The 21,288-nt window shown below is 56.1% G+C and carries 13 protein-coding genes; 9 read left to right on the forward strand and 4 right to left on the reverse strand.

Features of this window, described 5'->3' with window-relative positions:
- Positions 1-4 precede the first annotated feature (4 nt).
- The 4 genes from sov to A3841_RS02185 all read left to right on the forward strand — a co-directional run bounded on the left by sov (position 5) and on the right by A3841_RS02185 (position 10,155).
- Positions 5-7,180 (forward strand): T9SS outer membrane translocon Sov/SprA, encoded by a 7,176-nt coding sequence (gene sov / locus A3841_RS02170; RefSeq protein WP_235861257.1) that lies wholly within the window; start codon positions 5-7, stop codon positions 7,178-7,180.
- A 59-nt stretch (positions 7,181-7,239) separates the two neighbouring features.
- On the forward strand, positions 7,240-7,620 hold the full coding sequence (gene gcvH / locus A3841_RS02175) for a glycine cleavage system protein GcvH (RefSeq protein WP_073850622.1): 381 nt from the start codon (positions 7,240-7,242) through the stop codon (positions 7,618-7,620).
- 21 nt (positions 7,621-7,641) lie between these two features.
- Positions 7,642-8,019, forward strand: coding sequence for a VanZ family protein (locus A3841_RS02180; RefSeq protein ID WP_235861258.1), 378 nt, complete (start codon positions 7,642-7,644; stop codon positions 8,017-8,019).
- Positions 8,020-8,865: 846 nt separating this feature from the next.
- Entirely contained in the window at positions 8,866-10,155 is a 1,290-nt protein-coding gene (locus A3841_RS02185) for a M28 family metallopeptidase (protein ID WP_073850624.1), read from the forward strand.
- A gap of 80 nt (positions 10,156-10,235) precedes the next feature.
- Here the strand turns inward: A3841_RS02185 and A3841_RS02190 are convergent, their stop codons facing one another.
- Positions 10,236-11,117, reverse strand: coding sequence for a YicC/YloC family endoribonuclease (locus A3841_RS02190; protein WP_073850625.1), 882 nt, complete (start codon positions 11,115-11,117; stop codon positions 10,236-10,238).
- A 134-nt stretch (positions 11,118-11,251) separates the two neighbouring features.
- Here A3841_RS02190 and purQ point away from each other — a divergent pair, with 134 nt between their 5' ends.
- Both purQ and A3841_RS02200 read left to right on the forward strand, forming a co-directional pair.
- A complete protein-coding gene (purQ, locus tag A3841_RS02195; RefSeq protein ID WP_073850626.1) occupies positions 11,252-11,944 on the forward strand; it encodes a phosphoribosylformylglycinamidine synthase subunit PurQ in 693 nt (230 codons plus the stop codon).
- Between the two features lie 449 nt (positions 11,945-12,393).
- Positions 12,394-13,935 carry a SulP family inorganic anion transporter gene (locus tag A3841_RS02200; protein WP_073850627.1) on the forward strand — a complete coding sequence of 514 codons (1,542 nt, stop codon included), beginning with the start codon at positions 12,394-12,396 and terminating at the stop codon, positions 13,933-13,935.
- A gap of 126 nt (positions 13,936-14,061) precedes the next feature.
- Here the strand turns inward: A3841_RS02200 and A3841_RS02205 are convergent, their stop codons facing one another.
- Genes A3841_RS02205 through A3841_RS02215 form a run of 3 tightly spaced genes read right to left on the reverse strand, consistent with a single transcriptional unit; the run spans position 14,062 to position 19,534 of the window.
- Positions 14,062-15,213, reverse strand: a complete 1,152-nt coding sequence (locus A3841_RS02205) for a serine hydrolase domain-containing protein (protein ID WP_073850628.1) — start codon at positions 15,211-15,213, stop codon at positions 14,062-14,064.
- Between the two features lie 18 nt (positions 15,214-15,231).
- Entirely contained in the window at positions 15,232-18,438 is a 3,207-nt protein-coding gene (locus A3841_RS02210) for a hypothetical protein (protein ID WP_073850629.1), read from the reverse strand.
- A 4-nt stretch (positions 18,439-18,442) separates the two neighbouring features.
- Entirely contained in the window at positions 18,443-19,534 is a 1,092-nt protein-coding gene (locus A3841_RS02215; RefSeq protein WP_073850630.1) for an NAD(P)/FAD-dependent oxidoreductase, read from the reverse strand.
- An 85-nt stretch (positions 19,535-19,619) separates the two neighbouring features.
- On the opposite strand from A3841_RS02215, the gene A3841_RS02220 reads away from it, so the two are divergent.
- Genes A3841_RS02220 through purS form a run of 3 tightly spaced genes read left to right on the forward strand, consistent with a single transcriptional unit; the run spans position 19,620 to position 21,232 of the window.
- Positions 19,620-20,255, forward strand: coding sequence for an MBL fold metallo-hydrolase (locus A3841_RS02220; RefSeq protein ID WP_073850631.1), 636 nt, complete (start codon positions 19,620-19,622; stop codon positions 20,253-20,255).
- 21 nt (positions 20,256-20,276) lie between these two features.
- A complete protein-coding gene (pssA, locus tag A3841_RS02225) occupies positions 20,277-20,984 on the forward strand; it encodes a CDP-diacylglycerol--serine O-phosphatidyltransferase (RefSeq protein WP_073850632.1) in 708 nt (235 codons plus the stop codon).
- Complete coding sequence (gene purS, locus A3841_RS02230) at positions 20,981-21,232, forward strand: phosphoribosylformylglycinamidine synthase subunit PurS (protein ID WP_073850633.1); 252 nt, start codon at positions 20,981-20,983, stop codon at positions 21,230-21,232. Before pssA ends, purS begins: the two co-directional genes overlap by 4 nt.
- The last annotated feature ends 56 nt before the right edge of the window (positions 21,233-21,288 follow it).

Here is a 21,288-nt window from a genome sequence, read left to right on the forward strand (position 1 = left end):
TATTTTGATCTGGAAAAGTAAAAAGCATAACCTGCTGCTTGCCACGGTTACTACTGTCTCATTGCTGGCCTGGTGGTCGCGGGCAGAAGGGATACGCGTGCCAGATCAAAAAAGCCTGGATGTTATAGAAAACTTCCTATCCTGGCAGGACACGGTCCGCCAGGACACTGTAAAGTATATTCCAAGCCGCAGGCCTACCTTCACCCCGTCCGACCGGCGTGGAAGCCCGTTTGGCACCCGCAGCAGCACTTCTCCCCTGTTGCTTGGCCAGCCCAGCAACCTGAACCTGAATGTGGAGCTGGACGACAGCCTGCAGCAGTACAACATCACCGAAACCATCGGCGACAGTGTGCTGTACCGTCCGCCGTCTTCCATGTCGATGCGGGAGTACTCGGAGTGGCAGCAGCGGGAGGCCATCCGCAACTACTGGCGCGCCAAATCCGCCGGCCTGGATGGTGAAAGTGTGGTCAGCAGCAACCGCCTGATCCCGAAGCTATACATCAGCCCGGTGTTCGACCGCATCTTCGGGGGCAACTACGTGGATATTCAACCCAACGGCAACGTGTCGCTCAAGTTCGGGGCGCGCTTTAACCGCAATGAGAACCCGACCATACCCCTCAGCCAGCAGCGCACCGGCGACTTCGACTTTGAGCAGAACATCTCCCTGAACCTGGTGGGCAAGATCGGCGAGAAAATGCGCCTCAACTTTAACTGGGACAACAACGCCAACTTCGACTTCGAAAACAACATGAAGCTCGACTACACGGGCTACGAGGAGGAGATCATACGCAAGGTAGAGGCCGGTAACGTGAGCCTGCCGCTCAACAACTCCCTTATAACTGGCGCGCAGAACCTGTTCGGTGTGAAGGCGCAGCTGCAGTTTGGCCGCCTGGGCGTCACCACCATCGCCTCCAGCGTGCGCGGCACCAACGATGAGGTCGTGATCCAGAACGGGGGGCAGAACAAGCCTTTTGAGGTCCGAGTGGATAACTATGACCGTGACCGTCACTTTTACCTGTCGCAGTTCTTCAGGGGGCGCTATGATACTTCTCTCCGGAACCTGCCGCTCGTCAACTCCGGCATCGTGATTCGCCGCGTGGAGCTGTACGTAACGAACAACAACCGCTCTACCGAAAACCTGCGCAACATCGTAGCCTATATGGACCTGGGCGAGGCCGACCCTTACCGTGAGACCTTCGATACCGGCAGGCCCGCCACCGCCCCGGCCGATAACCAAGCCAACTCGCTTTACAGCCGCATCTCCCCACAGAATAGTGCAGCCCGCAGTAACTCGCGTGTGGATGCCTACCTGAAGTCGCTGGGGCTGGAGAAGGGAATTGACTTTGAGCACGTGCGCGCCCGCAGGCTGGAGCCCACAGAGTATAAGTTCAACCCGCAGTTGGGGTATATCTCCCTGAACTCCGCCCTGCTGCCCGACCAAGTGCTGGGTATCGCCTTCGAGTATACCTACAATGGCAAAACGTATCAGGTAGGGGAACTGATGGACGACTACCAGAACCTCGAGTCTGACCAGGTGATCCACATGAAGTTGCTGCGTGCCACCAGCCCTTCGCTCAACTACCCTACCTGGGACCTGATGATGAAGAACGTGTATGCCCTGGATGCCACGCAGATAAACCGCGAGGACTTCAAGCTGCAGGTCGTTTACAAGGATGATGAGACAGGCGTGGACCTGACAAGTATAAAAGAGCCAAGTCCGATCCAGAACATCCCGCTGGTGGAGGTGCTCAACCTCGACAACGTAAACTCGAACAACGATAAGCCAAGCGACGGCAACTTCGACTTCCTGCCCGGCATCACCATCGATACCGAGAGCGGCCGGATATATTTCCCGCAGGTGGAGCCCTTCGGCGATTACCTGGCCAGCAAGTTGGAGGGTTACCCGAACCTGATCGAGCAGTATGTGTTCCAGGAGCTGTATGAGCAGACGCAGACCGATGTGCAGCAGAATAACGTAAAAGCAAAGTTTTACATCAAGGGCAGGGTGCGCTCCACGGCTACCGACGAGATCATGCTGCCGGGCTTCCAGATTGCCGAGGGCTCTGTGGCCGTGTACTCTGGCGGTACGCGGCTGCAGGAGGGCACCGATTACCAGGTATTCTACGACCTGGGCCGCATCAAAGTGCTGAACCCGAGCTACCTGAACTCGGCCAACGACCTGCGCGTGACCTACGAGAAGGCCGAGCTGCTCAACATTCAGCCGCGCACCATGCTGGGCGCCCGCTTCGATTACCGCCTCAACGACGATGTGAACCTGGGCGCTACGGTGCTGCACCTCAACGAGCAGACCTTTATCAACCGCGTCAGTATAGGTGACGAGCCGACGAACAACACCATCTACGGCTTTGATGTGAATCTGCAGAAGGAGTCGCGGATGCTGACGCGCTTTGTGGATGCCATTCCATTGATACAGACCAAGGCTCCCTCGCTGATTACCTTCAGCAGTGAGTTTGCGCAGCTCGTGCCGGCCAAGTCCAAATCCAACGCCAACGAGGACGGTGCTTCCTACTTAGACGACTTTGAGGGAGCTGAGACGCCGTACAGTTTGGGCGGCTTTAACAACAGCACCTGGCGCGTGGCCGCTACCCCTGCCCCGCTTACAACCGGCGAGGGGCTGGAATTCTCCTACAACCGCGCTAAAATGGCCTGGTACACCATCGACCAGATCTTCTACCGCAACAGCAATAACCTGAAACCGGACAACATCACAGATCAGGAACTGGAGAACCATTACGTGCGCCCTGTGCGCAGAACCGAGGTCTTTAAGGGGCGTGATGCGGAGGTTTCTACCAGCTACGAGTATACCTTTGACCTGGCCTACTATCCGCGCGAGCGTGGCCAGTACAACTATAACCCAAACCTGACGCCACAGGGCCTGCTGGCTAATGACCCGCGCAACAACTGGGGCGGTATCAGCCGCGAAATCTCCTTCGATACCGACTTCGACAATGCCAACATCGAGTACATGGAGTTCTGGATGATGGATCCGTTCATGGCGGGCCCTAAAGGCAGAGATGGTGCCTTTGGCGGCAACGTTAACCCCAAGGACCCCGGGCAGCTGGTGCTCAACCTGGGCAACGTATCCGAAGACATCCTGAAAGACAACGAGTACGCCTTTGAGAACGGCCTGCCCGCCGATGCCAGCGATGTGCAGAACCTGGAGACGACCATCTGGGGCCGCGTAACACAGCAGCAGTTCCTCACCGATGCCTTTACGGGCATACCTGGCGGCAGGCAGCGGCAGGACATCGGCCTGGATGGCTTGAATGATGCTGATGAACGCACCCATTTCCAGGACCCTTTTCTAAGCCGCATCCCGGGCGCGCCGCCACAATCCGTTATAGACGACCCATCGGCAGACAATTTTTTCCACCACCTCGATCCGGTGTATGACCAGCAGAACGCAGGCGTGTTGCAGCGCTACAAGAACTTCAACGGCATGGAGAACAACTCGCCGGAGAACAGCCGCTTTGCCAACTACGCCTACCCGGACAAGGAAGACCTGAACGGCGATAACGTCATCACAGACCTGGAACAGTACTATGAGTATAAAATCAACCTGGCGCCGGGACAGCTGGAGGTAGGGCAGAACTATATTGTGGATGCCGTGGAGGGCGAAGGCGGGGCCATGTGGTACCAGTTCCGGGTGCCGGTGCGCCAGCCAACAGGTGCCGTGGGCAATATCAACGGCTTTAAATCGATCCGCTTTATGCGCCTGTACATGACGGGCTTTGCCGATCCGGTGGTGGTGCGTATGGCGCAGTTCCAGTTTGTGGCCAACCAGTGGCGCAAGTTTGAGCAGCCGCTGACCGAAGGGGTGCCCTGCCTTACCTGTACCGACGATGCCCGCAGCTTTACCGTATCGACCGTGAACATCGAGGAGAACGGCCCGAACAACCAGGTGTCTGAAAATAACATCCCCTACGTGGTGCCTCCGGGCATCAACCGCCTCCGCGACTACGCCTCCACCAACGACCGCCGCCAGAACGAGCAGTCGCTGCAGCTGTGCGTGGAAGACCTGAAGGACTCCTTCTCGAAGGCTGTCTTCAAGAACCTCTCCCTGGACCTGCTGGCCTACAAGCAGCTGAAGATGTTCATCCACGCCCAGTCGGATGAGCCGGGTATACGGGACGGGGAGGTGCAGGCTTTTATCCGTATCGGCACAGACTTTACCCAAAACTACTACGAGTACGTGGTGCCGCTCAAGTTCACGCCTCCCGGCAGCAATACAGCAGAATCAGTCTGGCCAACGGAGAACGAGGTCAACATTCCGTTGCAGGAGCTGGTGGATGCCAAGGCAGCACGTAATATCAACGCACCGGGCAGTATCTTTGTACCTTATGAGGTACCCACGGCCGACGGCAAGCTGATCCGCGTGGTAGGTAACCCGGACTTCAGCGAGGTGGAAGGTATCATGATCGGTATCCGCAACCCGTCTGAGGCAAATTCGGATGCCCGCTCACACTCGGCCTGTATCTGGGTGAACGAGCTGCGCGTGACTGACTTTGTGAACCGCACCGGCTGGGCCTCCAACGCCCGCCTGAACGCCAAGCTGGCCGACTTTGCCAACGTAACCGCCACCGGGGGCTATACGACCGTGGGCTTTGGAGGCCTGCAGCAGCCGCTCTCGCTGCGCTCCCGTGAGGATATTGCCCAGTTTGACGTGAGTGCCAACATGGTGCTGGATAAGTTCCTGCCCGAGCAGTGGGGCGTTAAAGTGCCGATGACGGTGCAGTATGGCGTCACCTCGGCCCAGCCGCAGTACGACCCGCTGGACAAGGACATGCCGCTGGAGCAGTCGCTGACCAAATTTAATGAGGACGATGCCCGCGAGGAGTATAAGCAGAAGGTAATTACCCGGGAGACGCGCAGAAGTATAAGCCTGCTGAACGTGCGCAAGGAGCGCACCAACCCGGAGGCCAAAGCGCGTATTTACGATATCGAGAACTTCGCCGTGTCCTATTCCTACTCCGAGCGCATGTTCTCCGACATCGAGACCGACCGCGACTATACCAAGACCTATACCGGCGGCCTGGCCTATACTTTCGATAACACGCCTCGAAGCTACCAGCCTTTTGCCAACAGCGAGAAGCTGAACTCGCCTTACCTGCGCCTGATCAAGGATTTTAACTTCTCGCTGCTGCCAAGCCGCTTCTCGTTCCGCGCGGACCTGAACCGATTCTACAACGAGACATACCTGCAGCGTCCGGACCCGGAAACGCGCTTTGTCACCACGCGTGGCATCGAGCCGGTGTTCCAAAAGTCGTTCTTCTTTAACCGCATCTACGACATGCGCTGGGACCTGACCAAGAGCCTCGCGCTGGACTACACGGCCACCAACCGCTCGGTGGTGGATGAGCCCGATGGACGTATCAACAGCGAAATCGACTCCCTGCAGTACAAGAACAAGACGATACGGGAGAACCTGCTGAGCGGAGGGCGCAACACCAACTTTAACCAGCTCATCGCCCTGAACTATAAACTGCCGCTCGACAAGTTCCCGCTCACGGACTGGCTGAGCGCCGACACCCGCTACGCCACCACCTACATCTGGACGGCCGGCTCCACGGCCCTGAACCAGGATACCACGTTCAGGCTGGGCAACACGGCCGAGAACAGCGTGGAGTTTAGCGTGAACGGCCGTATGGACCTGGTAAAACTCTACAACAAGGTGAAGTTCCTGAAAGCCGTGAACACGCCAACGCCGGCCAAGCCAGCCCAGGCAACAGCTAACGACACGACGGCTGCCAAGGCCCCGTCTCAGATGAAGTTCCTTAGAGGGCTGGCCCGGGTGCTGATGATGACGCGCTCGCTGAACGTAACTTACCTCGAGAACCGTGGCTCTATGCTGCCCGGCTACCTGCCGGAGACAAATCTGTTTGGTTTTGACGATCGTTTTGAGGCCCCCGGCCTGCCGTTTATACTTGGCAAACAGTACGACCTGCACGAGCTCTACAGCCGCATGAACCGCCACGGCTGGTACACCGACAGCAGCCAGTACCTCAACACGCCGTTCAGCGGTATTTTGAGCGAGACCTTTACCGGGCGCGCCAACCTGGAGCCGTTCCGCAACTTTACCGTAACGGTGGATGTGCGCCGCGCCAAGTCTGAGATAGAGGAAGTGTTCTATCGCAAGGAGTTTGATGACTTTGGCAACGTGGGTACCGAAGACCAGCGCCAGAACCCGTTTACCTCCGGCGCGTTCAGCACCTCGTTTATGGCGCTGGGCACCTTGTTCGAGTCTACCGACGATGGCTTGTCTGATGCCTTTGAGCAGTTTATCCGAAACCGCCATGTGGTGCGCGACAAACTGACGGCCGCCAATACCGCCGCTGGCGACTCCGGGTATAGCCTCAACTCGCAGGATGTGTTGCTCAAGTCGTTCCTGTACGCCTACCAGGGCCGTGAGATAAACGGCTACGAGGCCAAGCACGAGGACCCGTTCAGCCGCCTGCCGATTCCGAACTGGAGCGTGACCTACAATGGCCTGGAGCGCCTGCCGCTCTTCCAGAAATGGTTCAGCCAGATCAGCCTGCTACATGCCTATAACTCCAGCTACAACATTACCAGCTACTCCACTTCGCTGGCTTACCAACTGGAGCCGGAGGGCTTCCCGACGCAGAAGAACGAGTTTGGCCGCATCGAGCCATACTTTATCGTGAACCAGCTGACGGTGATTGAGCGCCTGGCGCCGCTGCTGGGCGTTAACTTCCGGACGAAAACAAACCTTACCGGCCGGCTGGAGTATAAATTGGAGCGAAACCTGTCGCTGAACCTGACGAATGCACAGATCACCGAAACGAACGTGAAGGATTACGTGGTAGGCTTCGGCTACACCACCACCAGCTTTAAGCTGCCGTTTACCAACACCACGCTGGACAACGAACTGACCATGCGCATGGACCTGCAGGTACGCGATAACCAGACGGTGCAGCGCGCCATCTCCACCGACAATAATACCGGCGTGGAGCGCAGCCAGAACCAGATAACGAATGGTACACGCCAGTTGCAGCTGCGCCCAACCATAGACTACGTACTGAGCCAGCGGCTTAACCTGCAGTTCTATGTATTGCGCACGGTGTCGGATCCGAAAATATCCACCTCGTTCCGCAACAGTGTCACCGAGGGCGGCGTTCAGTTGCGGGTAAGCCTGCAATAAAGTTTTTGCATTCAGAAAAAGGGCGTATTTTTGAGAAGTAATCTAAAAACACATATCACATGAACCTACCTGAAAACCTAAAGTATACCAAAGACCACGAGTGGGTACGCGTAGAAGGCGACGTAGCTTACGTTGGCATCACTGACTTTGCTCAGAGCGAGCTTGGCGACATCGTTTACGTTGACATCGACACGGTAGACAAGGACATCAACCAGAACGATGTGTTTGGCACAGTAGAGGCCGTTAAGACTGTTTCTGACCTGTTTAGCCCACTGAGCGGCACGGTGCAGGAGTTCAACGCGAAGCTGGAGGACAACCCCGAGCTGGTGAACTCTGATCCTTATGGCGAAGGCTGGATCATTAAAATGTCTATAGGTGACACAAGCCAGGTAGCCGACCTGCTGACAGCTGAAGGTTACCGCGAGGCGATCGGTCAATAACGCTAACGTATAGGAGTAGTTTTGATCCTTCGCTACAACCTATTCACCATTATGTGGGCAGCAGTGATCCTGCTGACGACACTGCTGCCCTCTTCCTCCCTTCCCTCCGCTTTCACTGCCTGGGATCTTCTTTCTTTCGATTCCTTTGCGCACGCTTTTATGTTCTGCGTGCTTTGCTTCCTGATGATCGTGGGCATGTCCAAGCAGTTTACTTACCCCAAACTGCACCGCTACGCTGTCCGCACCAGCCTTCTTATCAGCACCCTCTTCGGTATTTCCATTGAGCTGCTGCAGCACCTCTTTATCAATGGCCGCCAAGGTGATATTATTGATGTACTCGCCAACACCATCGGCTGCCTGCTGGGTATTGTGCTGTTCAAGCTGATTTATGTGTGGTAGTAGGGTGTAAGCAGGTTTCAGCCGCTGTTTATACTTTTCCTTTCGACTTATACTTTTATACTCCCCAACCTCTCTGGCGCAAGTCTTCAGACTTGTGTCCTTTTATGATATCGAGTTTGTAACTCGACTAGCTTGAAAAGCCATACTTATACTTCGGCTATACTTTTTACTTCTGCTGGCGCAAGCGTCCGCTTGTGCCTTTTATACTTTGGCTATACTTTCATAGCCGTTGCTTCCTTCCATTTTTACTAAGCTATCCTTATTAGCTTCCGTTCATCCTCCAGCCTTACAAGCGACTTGTTTCATCTCATACTTTGGTGCTCTCAAGCCCGAGAGGGCTCGTCCTTTGGCATCGCGCTGTGTTCCCTCCTGCCTCCGCTGCGCTACGGCTGCCCTTGACGGGCACCGGATCTCACAAGGCGCTCAACCCAAGGACTGGGTATCAGTTCGATAGCCACAGCTTTTGTCATCTCGAATGAAATGAGAGATCTATTTAGAATTTCGGATAGATCTCTCATTTCATTTGAGATGACAAAAAAGTATAATAAGTGTAGTATTCCCTTCTCCAGAGGGGGGAGATTATACTTTGTAGGGACAGGTCGTGACCTGTCCGAGCGGTACCAGCAGCTATAGAATTTATACTTTGGTTATAGCAGTTACAGAGTTCCCCTCCTGGACTATCGAGAGCGCGAGTTCGAAGGTAGCGAGCGTAGCTCTGAGGGGCAGGGGTGGTTCGACCCGGTACTAGCTCCCTCCCCTGTTCTTAGGGGAGGGCTGGGGTGGGGTGAAACCAGGGCTGGTTGGACCCTTGCTCTCACACTCCGGATTATCCCCTATCTTAGCTCCATGAACAAGCTGTATACTTTCCTCCTCTTGCTCGGCCTGGTTGCCCCTACCCTGCTGCCGGCGCAGGACATGGCGCGGGTACGCCAAACTGTGGACACCCTTACCTCCAAAAGCATGTATGGCCGGGGCTATACTTTTGATGGGGATCTGAAGGCGGCGGAGTATATTAAAAACAGCTTTAAGAAGATGGACCTGAAACCTTTTGCGGGAGATTCATACTTTCAGAAATTCCGTTTTCCGGTGAACCGCATTGTGGAGACGCCGCAGCTGCAGGTAAACGGGCAGGCGCTGGTGCCGGGGCAGGATTTTGTGGCAAATTCCGCTTCCGGCTCGGGGGCAGGAAAGGCCAACGTGCTGCCGCTGGATACGCTCATCTTTAGCGACGCCAAAGCAGCCCAAAGGTTCTTTCGCAAGGATTTCTCTAAAGTAGCCCTGGTATACCCGCAGCGGGAGCAGAAGCGGCTGGCCGGGCTACCGGCGCATTACCAGCAACTGCTGCAGCAGGCAAAAGTGCATATCATACTTCAGCCCAACAACCTGCTCACCACCGTAGCCAGGCAGCAGGAGGTGGTGCCGGTGCTGGAGGTGCTGCAGCGCGCATGGCCGCAGCAGGCGAAGAAAGTATACTTTGAGGTGCTGGCCGACCTGAACCCGCAGCACCAGGCGCAGAACGTGATCGGCTTTATCCGGGGAAGCCAACAGCCGGACTCGGTGCTGGTGTTTACCGCACATTACGACCACCTGGGGAGCCAGGGCAGGGAAGTATACTTCCCAGGGGCGAACGACAACGCCAGCGGCACCGCCATGCTGCTGGAGCTGGCGCAGCACTACAGCCGCCCCGAAAACCAACCCAAGTATAGTATGCTGTTTATCGCCTTTGCCGCCGAAGAGGCCGGTTTGCTCGGCTCCTTCCATTACGTACAAAACCCGCTTTTCCCGCTCAAACAAATTTCCTTCCTTCTGAACCTGGACCTGCTGGGCACCGGCGACGATGGCCTGATGGTGGTGAACGGCCAGGTACATACGCAGGAGTTTGAACTGCTGCAACACCTCAACGGGCAGCACCACTACCTGCCCCAGATCAAGAGCCGGGGCAAGGCCGCCAACTCCGACCACTACCCTTTCTCAGAGGCTGGCGTGCCGGCGTTCTTCTTTTATACTTTGGGCGGAACCGCCGCCTACCACAACCCGCAGGACCACGCCGCCCAGCTGCCGCTCACCAAATCCCCGGAGGTGTTCAGGTTGATAACTGACTTTGCAGAGGAGCTGATGACGACAGAAGCACATTAATCATCAGCCATAAATCTAAAAAGCCGGAGGCGCTGCAACAATGTTACAGCGCCTCCGGCTTTTATACTTGCAAGTTATACTTACAGGATGTTGTTGATCTGCTCTTTTATTTTCTCCAGTTCCTCCTTCATTTCCACCACATGATGCTGAATGGTGGCGTCGTTGGCTTTGGAACCGATGGTGTTGATCTCACGGCCGATCTCCTGCGAGATAAAGCCCAGCTTCTTGCCGGTTGGCTCCGGCAGGTACACCGTCTCCGTGAAGTAGTGCAGGTGGTTTACCAGGCGCACCTTCTCCTCGGCTATGTCCAGCTTCTCCATATAATAGATCATCTCCTGCTCAAAACGGTTCTGGTCAAAATGCTCGGAGGTGGATATCTCCGCCAAGTGGCCACGGATGCGGGTACGGATCTGCTCCATGCGCACCGGGTCATGCTTTTCTATCTCGGACAGCAGGATACGGATGCGGTCGATGTACGACATGATCTCTGCCGTCAGCGCCTTGCCCTCATCGGCCCGGAAGATGTTTATACTTTGCAGCGCCTCCTGCAGCAGCGGCTGCACCAGGCTCCACTCTGCCTCAGCGGTTTCCTCGTCCTGCTCCTCCTGCTGCAGCACCTCGGGCATGTGCAGGGCCAGCCTGAACAGCTCTCCCTTGTCGGCCCTCAGTTGGTCGGCTACCTCGCTCAGGTCGGTGTAGTAGGCCTTCAGCAGCTCCTTGTTCACCGTGTTGCGCGCCTTCTGCGTTTTGTTCTTCGTAAGCTCCACGTTTACGCTCACCTTTCCCCGCACCAGCGCCTTCTGCACCATGTTCCGGATCTCGTACTCCTTGTCGGATAGTACTTTTGGCGTGCGCACGCTCAGGTCCATACTTTTGGAATTGAGCGAGCGGATCTCTACGGAGATACAATACTGGTCGGCATCGAGGCGGGCACTGCCAAAGCCTGTCATGGACTGCAACATAAGCTCTTTATAAAATGATACTTTGGCAAAAGTAGGTATAATTCTTTAAAATTGTGCAGCAAGCGGTGCTAAAGCTGGTTAAAAGCCGTTGCTAATTGTGTGCGGTGCACGTAGAAATTCCTTAACTTTGAACCATGAAATTTGGTGTAGTCGTTTTTCCGGGGTCCAACTGCGACCAAGACCTTGTTGATGCCATAAGCCTTGGCATGGGGCAAGAATGCGTAAAGCTGTGGCACAAAGACCACGATTTGCAAGGATGTGATTTTATACTGCTGCCAGGTGGCTTCTCTTACGGCGACTACCTGCGCTCCGGTGCCATTGCGCGCTTCTCCCCTATTATGCAGGAGGTGGTGCAGCACGCCAACCGCGGCGGCTACGTGATGGGCATCTGCAACGGTTTCCAGATACTGACGGAGGCCGGGCTGCTGCCGGGCGCCCTGCTGCGCAACGCCAACCAGAAGTTTATCTGCGACAACGTGTACATCAGGCCGGTTACCACCAACCTGCTGCCCACGCGCAACCTGGACCTGAAAAAGGCTTATAAAATTCCGGTGGCGCATGGCGAAGGCCGCTACCACGCCGATAAGGAAACGCTGCGCAAGCTGGAGGACAACGACCAGATCATGTTCAAGTACAGCAGCAACATCGCCGACACGCACGACATCTACAACATCAATGGCAGCCTGCTCAACATTGCCGGCGTAAGCAACGAGCAGAAGAACGTGTTCGGCATGATGCCGCACCCGGAGCGCGCCGTGGACCCGGAACTGGGCAACACCGATGGCCGCGCTATTTTTGAGTCTATCCTGAACCTGGTGAACGCCTAGTTTAGCTAAATCATACTTTAAGAGCCAAAAAGCCCCGGTTAAGCAATTAGCCGGGGCTTTTTGGCTTCTATAAAAACAGCCAGCTTCCTTAGGTAAACCAACGCTGCTGGTCTACCTCATGCTTTTAAGCAGAAATTCCATACTTTTGTAGCCCAATAAAAAGACGCTATACCTTATGCCGCTTACCCCGCCTTGATTCTGCCTGGCCAAGTATACTTTTCTGCTGTAACGGCAAATAGCAAGCTGCACCAGCGGCTGTTCTTTTATTTTACCCTATTTTATACTTTAAGAGCGGGTTTCCCAAGGTTTTGGGGGTGTTGATGCCTGTGCCATACTTCCTCTGGTGCAGCATAACAGTTTATAGTTTAGCGCCTTAGGAGGCGTGGCAAGAAAACGTTTGCCCCTGCTGCCCTCACCGTTCCCCGCTCCGATATTTCCCGATCCATACCATGAAGCAATACCTCCGGCTGTTCGACTTCAGCCAAAAAGTCGATTATAAAATTGAGGTGTTGGCGGGCCTCACGGTCGCCATGACCATGATTCCCGAGTCTCTTTCTTTCGCTATACTTGCCGGTTTTCCCCCTTTGGTGGGTCTGTACGCCGCCTTTATCATGGGCTTGGTAACGGCAGTTTTCGGTGGTCGGCCAGGCATGATCTCAGGCGGGGCGGGCGCCACAGCGGTCGTGTTGATCGCCCTGATGCAGTCGCATGGGTTGGAGTATGTGTTTGCGGCCGTGGCGCTGGCTGGTGTTCTGCAGATCCTGGTGGGCTTGTTTAAGCTGGGCAAGTTTATCCGCCTGGTGCCGCAGCCGGTGATGTATGGTTTTGTGAACGGCCTGGCCGTCATCATTTTCATGTCGCAGATGGAGCAGTTTAAGGCCGTGGCTGGCGGGGAGGAAGTATGGTTAACAGGCTCCGCCCTCTGGACCATGCTCGGGCTGGTAGCCTTGACGATCGCCATCATTGTGCTGCTGCCGCGCGTTACCAAAGCTGTTCCGCCATCATTGGTCGCCATTATGGTAGTATTTGGGGTAGTGCTGGGCTTTGGCATCGACACCAAGTTGGTGCAGGACATTGCCGCCGTGAGCGGTAGTCTGCCACCTTTCCATATCCCGCAGGTGCCGCTCACGCTGGAGATGCTGCAGGTTATCTTTCCTTATGCCCTGATCATGGCCGGCGTAGGGCTCACGGAAAGCTTGCTGACGTTGAACCTGGTGGACGAGATTACCGGCACCCGGGGCAATGGCAACCGCGAAAGTATAGCCCAGGGCAGCGCCAACCTGCTGAACGGCTTTTTCTTCGGGATGGGCGGCTGCGCCATGATCGCGCAAACGCTGGTGAACCTCTCGGCTGGGGCCAGGGCGCGTTTGGCGGGTATTGTGGCGGCCCTTACCATACTTGTAATCATACTTGTTGGCGCCCCTGTTATTGAGCAAGTTCCGATGGCGGCGCTGGTAGGGGTAATGGTGATGGTGGCCATTGGCACATTCGAGTGGATCAGCTTCCGGATCATCAACAAAATGCCGAAACAGGATGTGTTTGTAGGCATACTGGTGGCTGTTATCACAATTTGGCTACACAACCTGGCCCTGGCCGTGCTGATTGGGGTCATCATCTCGGCGCTGGTATTTGCCTGGGAAAGTGCCAAGCGCATCAGGGCCAGAAAGTATGTGGATGCAAATGGGGTAAAGCATTATGAGATTTACGGACCGCTGTTTTTCGGCTCTGTTGCAGCCTTTGCCGAGAAGTTTGATGTGCAGAACGACCCACAGGAGGTGATCATTGATTTTAAGGAAAGCCGCGTAGCGGACATGTCGGGCATAGAGGCCCTGAACAAACTGACGGAGCGGTACCAGAAAGCCGGGAAAAAACTGCACCTGAAACACCTGAGCCCGGATTGCCGGCTGCTGCTCAAAAATGCCGCGCAGGTAATTGATGTGAACATCCTGGAAGACCCGCACTATGCCGTGGTTACCGACAAGCTCTCGTAAGGTATAACCGGTGCAAAAGTATAAATCCCGCTGCTGTTCAAAGTATGAATGGCAGCGGGATTTATACTTTATACTTCATATTTGATGGCCCGTTCTCAGAGAAGTATAACAAAGTCTTAGCTATACTTACTTCACCATCTTGTTCACCGCATCGATCATGGTCATCACCTCCCCGGGGTGCTCGCCCACGCGCTCGCCGCGCTGCTTGCCCAGCCGCACGATCACGACGTTCTTTTCCGGTATCATGATCAGGTATTGTCCTAAAATGCCGCGGGCGTAAAAGATATTCTGCCCCTTGTAGTGGGGCATCAGCCACCACTGGTAGCCGTAGAAGTCTACTTTTTTACCGGTAGAGGCGTTGGTGAGGCCGTTGGGGGTGAGCGAGGCTTTGACATACGCCGGCGGCACGATGGTATCGCCGTTCCAGATGCCGTTTTGCAGGTATAGCCGGCCGAGGCGGGCGAAGTCGCGGGCATTGGAGAAGAAGCAGCAGTAGGCCTTTTCGATGCCTGCTGGCTGGTCCACGCTCCACTCCGCGTCCCAGGCAGCGCCCAACGGTTTCCACAGTTTCTCCTCGGCGTACGCGCTCAGGCTTTTGCCGGTGGCCTGTTGCAGCACAAAAGCCAGCACCTGCGTATCGCCGCTTTTGTAGGACCAGCGCTGCCCCGGCGCCTCCTCCACATCCAGCCGCTTGATGAGCTTCTCCAGGTCGGAGCCATAGTAAGCCTCGGTTGTCATGGAAAGGGGGTTGACGTAGGATTCCTCCCAATTCAGGCCAGAGCTCATCCACAGCAGGTGCTTTATCGTGATCCTGGCCTTATCGCCCTTCCGGAAATCAGGCAGAAAATCGCCCACGGGCTGCTCCACGCTTTTAATCTTCCCCTCCTTTATCGCCACACCCACCAGCATGCTCACGATGCTTTTAGCCATCGAGAAAGAGTTGCTCAGCGACTCCCCGGAGTAATCGTCCCAGTATTGTTCGTAAAGTATGGAATCATCCTTCACCACCAGAAACGCCACCGACTCCAGTTCCTTGTGCAGTTGCTTCAGTTCCGATGGCTGCTCTACCCGGTTATACTTCTCTGCCAGCGGCCACGGCTGCCCGGCGGCGGGTGCTGCTATCTCGCGCTGCTCAAAAATAGTGTTATCATCTATATCGGCGAAGTTGTAGACAAGGGCTCTGTACACATAGTTTTTGTCGGCCATGTGTATCCAGGCGGCCAGCAGGCCCAGCAACAGCAGCGTGCCCAGGCCAAAACGTTTGGCTTTGCGGTTCATCCGGTGGTGTGGTTGTCTTTAGAAGTCGTAGCCCAGTGTTACGTAGAACTTAGGGCCTACGCGGTTATCCTCGGCCTCGCCCCAGGCCACGTCCAGCTTGCCGTATACCCCCAGCAGCGTGGTGCGGGCGCCAAAGCCATACCCCACCAGGAAGGGGTTGCGGTAGTTGATCACCGTGATGTCGAACTTGTCCACATTCAGCTGCCCTGTGGAGCCTCCGGTGATACGCGTGTTGATGGAGTTATCGCCCGAGAAGGGGTTGGCGCCGCTGTAGGCAGAACCGGCATCGGCAAAGGCCGTGAGCTGCAGGTTACGGAAAAAGCCGGAGCCAATGGGGCCATTGTACAGGTACTGCACAATGGGAATGCGCAGCTCGGCGTTGGCCAGCAGGTGGTTGCTGCCGCTGCGCACGTTAAAGTTAAAGCCCCGGAGCGGCGTGACGTATTCCAGATAAAACAGGTCGGCCGGTGAATTTACCTGCACGTCGTTCAGCTCTGCCTCATCGTCCTCGTCGGCCAGCAGCCAGTTGTCCATACCGCCGATCAGGAATTTCTTGGCCGAGTTGCCGAAGAACCTGCCGTAGCTCACGTGCGTGGCAAGTATGATCTGGCGGTGAATTTTCAGGTAATGCCGGAAGTCCGCATAAAACTTGTTGAAATCGCCCTGCGAGCCCTCAAAGCCCTTCAAGGCCATAAATCCTACCTTAAAGCGGGTTCCCTCCCGCTGGTTCACGCCCGTGATCACGCTGTTGTCATACACCAGTTCGGCATTGCCTCCCCAGAAAGTCTCCACCGTGTCCGGAATCGAGAAATCGTTCTTAAAGGTAAACCGGGTGCTGACGAACTTTGGCTTCAGGTGCAGGCTGGTGCTATGGCTGAAGGGGAATTTCAACACCGGCGTCAGCTCGTTTTTGGTGAAGTTCACGATAGAGCCGGGCGCGTTCAGGAGGCTTCCGCGCAGCGTGGAGCGCTCAAACTGCACGCCCAGGTCCACGCGGCTGGTCAGGTTCATGTACTCGGCAAAGAAGTTGTTCGTCTCGAAGTCGGTGCGCATAAAGGCCGTGCCCCGGATGCGGTGGTTCTCGAACAGGTCCGCCATCTCCACGCCGGCCACCAGGCCAAAGCCCAGCAACGGGTCGGCATGTACCGAGGTGATGATCTCCTGCACGCTGAAGCGCAGGTCGTAGTCCAGCGGGCCCAATAAGTCTATGCCGTTGCTGCTGCTGCCGGCCCTGCGCACAGGTGCCGTGTTGCGCTTTTGCTGCTGCGCCTGCCGCTGGGCATCGTTAAACTCATAATCCTCTATGTTGATCTCCCCCTCCTCGCGTACAGTGCCCTGTGTGCGTTTCTCCTGCTCCAGCAGCCTGCGGCGCGTGGCAGCGGCAGCGGCCTCCTGCGTGGTGCGGGCGCGGGTCTCCAGTATGATCTGGCGGGAGGTCTTTGGCAGCGCGTCCAGCGTGGAAGCGGCGTAGTTTGGCAGCAGGTATACAAAGCTATTGCCCTCATCGGCGGCCACCACCGCCAGCACATTGGCCGACGGCACGTAATCGTACTGCTCTATACTTTGCACAAAGTTGGTAACCGGCGTGCTGGCGCCGGTGCCCAGGTCGTAGCGGTACACGCTCCGTATGCCGCTTTCCTCGCCCAGGTATACCAGGTTGCCATCGGCAGTGGGGCGCGGTCTTACCTCGCTGGCAATGGAGCTGGTGAGCTGCCGCACGTTGCCGTCCGGCCCCTCCTGCTGCAGCAGGAAGATATCGTAGTTGTTGACTATGCTGTTGAAGTCGGGTTTTGCGGCTGTGGCGGCGGTATCCTGCCAGCGGTTGGAGCTGAAGGCGATGCCTCCGTTATGGTGCAGGTACACCGGATCGATGTCGTCGAAGATGTCGTTCGTGAGTTGTTGCTGCAGCCGCCCATTAGCATTAAGTATGAACAAATCGGTTTGGCCATTGCGCACGGCGCTGATGACGATAGACTGCCCATCTTCTGCGTAGTCCATGCTGTTTACGTGCACGAACTGCTCCAGCGTGGCGGCAGGCGTGGTCAGGTTCTCGTAGAACGGCACAAAGGAATAGCGGTTGCGGGCATCCACCTGGCGCAGCACGATCTTCCCTCTCCTCGACTCTATGAAGCCCAGCTGCGCGTTTGAGCGCCAGGCCAGCACCGGCATGTCGAAGTCCACGCGCTGGTCCAGGTTCTTGTAGCCGGCGCGCCATACCACGCGGTCCTTGCCCGAGCGCACGTCCTGCACAAAAATCTTGAAGATGCCGTTGTCGTTCTTCACGTAGGCCAGCATGGTGCCGTCCGGATTTAGTGTGGGTTTGCCGTAAAAGTGGCCTTCCTTGTTCTTCTTAAACAGCTTGCTCCCCTCCGGCAGCTGCACCAGGGGGCTCTCCGAGCTGGTGTTTATCTGCACGTAGTAGTTGTACCAATCCTGCAGAAAGCGCTTGTAAGGGATGTTCAGGCTGCTGGTTATGCCGATCTCCACGTCGCGGGTGATGCGGGTCAGGTTGAGGATGTTCTGGATGGCAGTGTAGCCGTAGCGCTCGGCAATGTAGTTCCACACGCTCTGGCCGGTAAGCCTGGGGCTCTTGAGGAAAATCTTCTCCGGTTTCGGGGTTCCCTGCTGCTTGAGCAGCATGTCGCGCATGTAGCTGTCCATCTCCAGGCTCCAGCCCTCTGCCGTGTAGGCTGATACCCCGGTGATGAACCACTCAGGCAGGCGCAGCAGGTAGCTGCTCTGCAGGGCCTCCTTCAGGCTGCCGCCATACATCATGTCGTTCATCAGCAGCTCCGTGAGCTGGTAGTTCAGGTCGTGCTTAAATTCTGTTTGGGTGCCTCCGTAAGCGAGTTCAATCTTGCTCTTCATGAACAGCGTTTCGCCGCCGGTCTGGTACTGGTCGTTGTTGAGGCCGATGTTGCTCTGCAGCAGGTCGGAGGGGGAGTTGTAAAGTATGAGCGTGATCTTGGCGTAAGGATAGTAGCCGATGAGGCTGGTGATGCGCTTGAGTTCCCGCTCGGCATACGCCGCTGCGTTTATAGCCCCCTCCTGCCCGCCCTGGTAGAAGTACACGTTAAAGTTCTGGGTGCTGTAGAGCTTCCAGTCGAAGTTCTTATACTGTATCCGGCTTTTGCCAAACGCATCTACATTAGGCTGCGCCTGCACAGCAGAAGCCGCCAGGAGGCAAAGGATGAACAGCGGTAGAAATCTGGAGGTAAGACGCATGCGCTTAAGGTTGCTGGTTCTGTTGGTCTGTATACGCGTAATATAACGATAAATATCTAAAAATGTGTATCTCCGGCATTACCTCCTCTTCGCCGGCCAGGGCGGCGGCAAAACGCTGCGCCAGGTACGGCGCCATCAGCACGCCCTTAGAGCCCATTCCGTTGAACACGCTCAGCTGTTTATACTTGGGATGCGTGCCTGCCAGGGGCCTGCGGTCGCGCACGGCCGGCCGTATGCCTGCCCAATGCCCTGTTACCTTAAACTGCTTTGAAGTGATCTGCCGGAAGCGTTCCGAAAGCTCCTCCTGCCCTTGCGGCGTTGGCTCCTCGTCGGGATTGCGCCAGTCGTAGGTGGCCCCGATGATGAAGCGCCCCGCTCCTTCGGGAACAACGTAAACGGCTTTGTTATAGATGCATTCCGGGCTGAAATTCTGCTCCGCCTGTACCTCCAGCACTTCGCCTTTGGTGGGCTGGATGGGCAACCATTTAAAGTAGGGATTGTGCACCACCTGGTAGCCTTCGCAGAAGATCAATTGATCGGCCGCTATACTTTTATACTTCACCCCGCTCTCCGTTAGCTGCAGCTCGTCCATATCAAACCGCTCGGGCAAGTATAACTCCTGCTTTAGCAGGTCCTCGGTGAGCAGGTCGAGCAGGGCGTACACGTGCAAAAAACCACCCCGCCCGATCATGATGCCGCCAAAGGGATCATCGATGCCCGGCTGGTTTATACTTTGGGTATGCGTGGCCAGGATGTAATCGCCCCAGTTGTCGCCGGCGCTCTTGGCCATCCAGGTGTTTTGCTCTTCTATGGAGGAGAAGATCTTATAGATAGGCTTGTGGAAGAACAGCTGCTGCCCGTAGCGCGCCTCCAGCGCCTCGTAAAAGGCATTGGCGGCAGGTATAAACGCATCAGCCAGCCACGATTTGGCGAAGCGCTTGCCCGCCACCGGGTTCAGCAGACCGGCCGCCACGCGGGAGGCGGAGTTCTCCTTGGGCTCGTCGATCACCAGCACCTTACTGCCACGGCTGCGCAGGGTTTCGGCCAGAATGGCGCCGGCCAGGCCATGGCCCACCACTATAAAATCGTATTTCATAGGGCCAAGGTACGAGATGTACCGCGTAAATTAGTAACTTAGAGGCACGATTTTGCGCATACCCGATCATCAAGAAAAGAAAGCTATGAAGGTTACCTGCCTTACGTTTAACCCCTTTCAGGAGAACACTTACCTGCTGCACGACGACACCCGAGAGTGCGTGGTGGTAGACCCCGGCTGCTACGAGCGGCAGGAGCAGGAGGAGCTGAAAAAGTACATTGCCGACAACAGCCTGAAAGTGGTGCGCCTGCTGAACACCCACTGCCACATCGACCATGTGCTGGGCAACAAGTTTGTGGCTGATACCTACAACGTGGGGCTGGAGATACACCAGGAGGATGAGCAGGTGCTGCGTTCGGTGCCGACCTACGCGGCTAACTATGGCTTTCCGCTGTATGCCGAGCAACTGCCTGCCTCCTACCTGAAGGAAGGCGAAAGTATAAAATTCGGCAACACGGAGCTGGAGGTGCTCTTTACGCCGGGCCACGCACCGGGCCATGTGGTGTTTTATAATCAGGCAGACAAAACCGTGATCGGCGGCGATGTGCTGTTCCGCCAAAGTATAGGCCGCACCGATTTGCCCGGCGGCGACTTCGACACGCTCATCCAAAGTATAAAAACAAAGCTTTTCACGCTGCCCGACGAGGTGACGGTATACCCTGGCCACGGCCCGGAGACCACCATCGGCTACGAGAAAAAGTATAACCCGTTTCTGCGGTAACCCGGCCGCCCTACCTGCTGCATGAAAAAACACATCCCGAACACCATCACCTGCCTTAACCTGTTTTCGGGTTGCCTGGCGCTGTACTTTGCCTTTCAAGGAGAACTGGTTACCACTGCTTACCTGGTGGGCCTGGCCGCCGTGTTCGATTTCTTGGACGGCATGGTGGCCCGCCTGATGCACGCCTACTCCGAAATTGGCAAGCAGCTCGACTCGCTGGCCGACATGGTATCGTTTGGGGTGGTGCCGGGCACGGTGATGTTCATGCTGCTGCAACGCGCTGAGGCTTCTGTGCCGGGCATCCCTGCGGATATACTGCCCTTTTTTGGCTTCCTGATCACGATCTTCTCGGCGCTGCGCCTGGCCAAGTTCAACATCGACACCCGCCAGACCGACTCCTTCATTGGCTTGCCCACACCGGCCTGCACGCTGTTTGTGGCCTCGCTGCCGCTGATTCTCGACACGGAGGGCCTGCTGGCCTTTGAGATCATCCTGAACCCGGTGGTGCTGCTTTCGCTAACGGTTATACTTTCGTTCCTGCTGGTGGCGGAGCTGCCGCTGTTTGCCCTCAAGTTCAAGAACTTTACATGGCAGGATAACGCCGTGCGCTTTATTTTCCTGGGCTTGGCGGTTATCTTGGCAGCTATGCTTAAATTCGCAGCCATACCGCTGATCATTCTGCTGTACGTACTATTGTCTATCATCAAAAAAACATCCCATACATCATGAAATTTGTTGCTGAAATCAACGTAATGCCCCGCCCTGAGTTACTCGACCCACAGGGCAAAGCCGTTCTGCTGGGCCTGGAGCACCTCGGCCTGGACCAGGTAGACGACGTGCGCATTGGCAAGCACATTACCCTGAACCTGGAGGCGGAGACGGAGGAGATTGCCCGCGAGAAGGTGGAGAAAGCCTGTAGCAAGCTGCTGGCCAACCTGATCATGGAGTCTTATACTTTCGAGCTGAAGCAAGTATAGACCCCGCTGTATTCCAACATTTTAGCCGTATCTTTGATGAGGCTATAAGGATGCTG

This window comes from Pontibacter flavimaris (genome assembly GCF_001907195.1).
Classification (GTDB): domain Bacteria; phylum Bacteroidota; class Bacteroidia; order Cytophagales; family Hymenobacteraceae; genus Pontibacter; species Pontibacter flavimaris.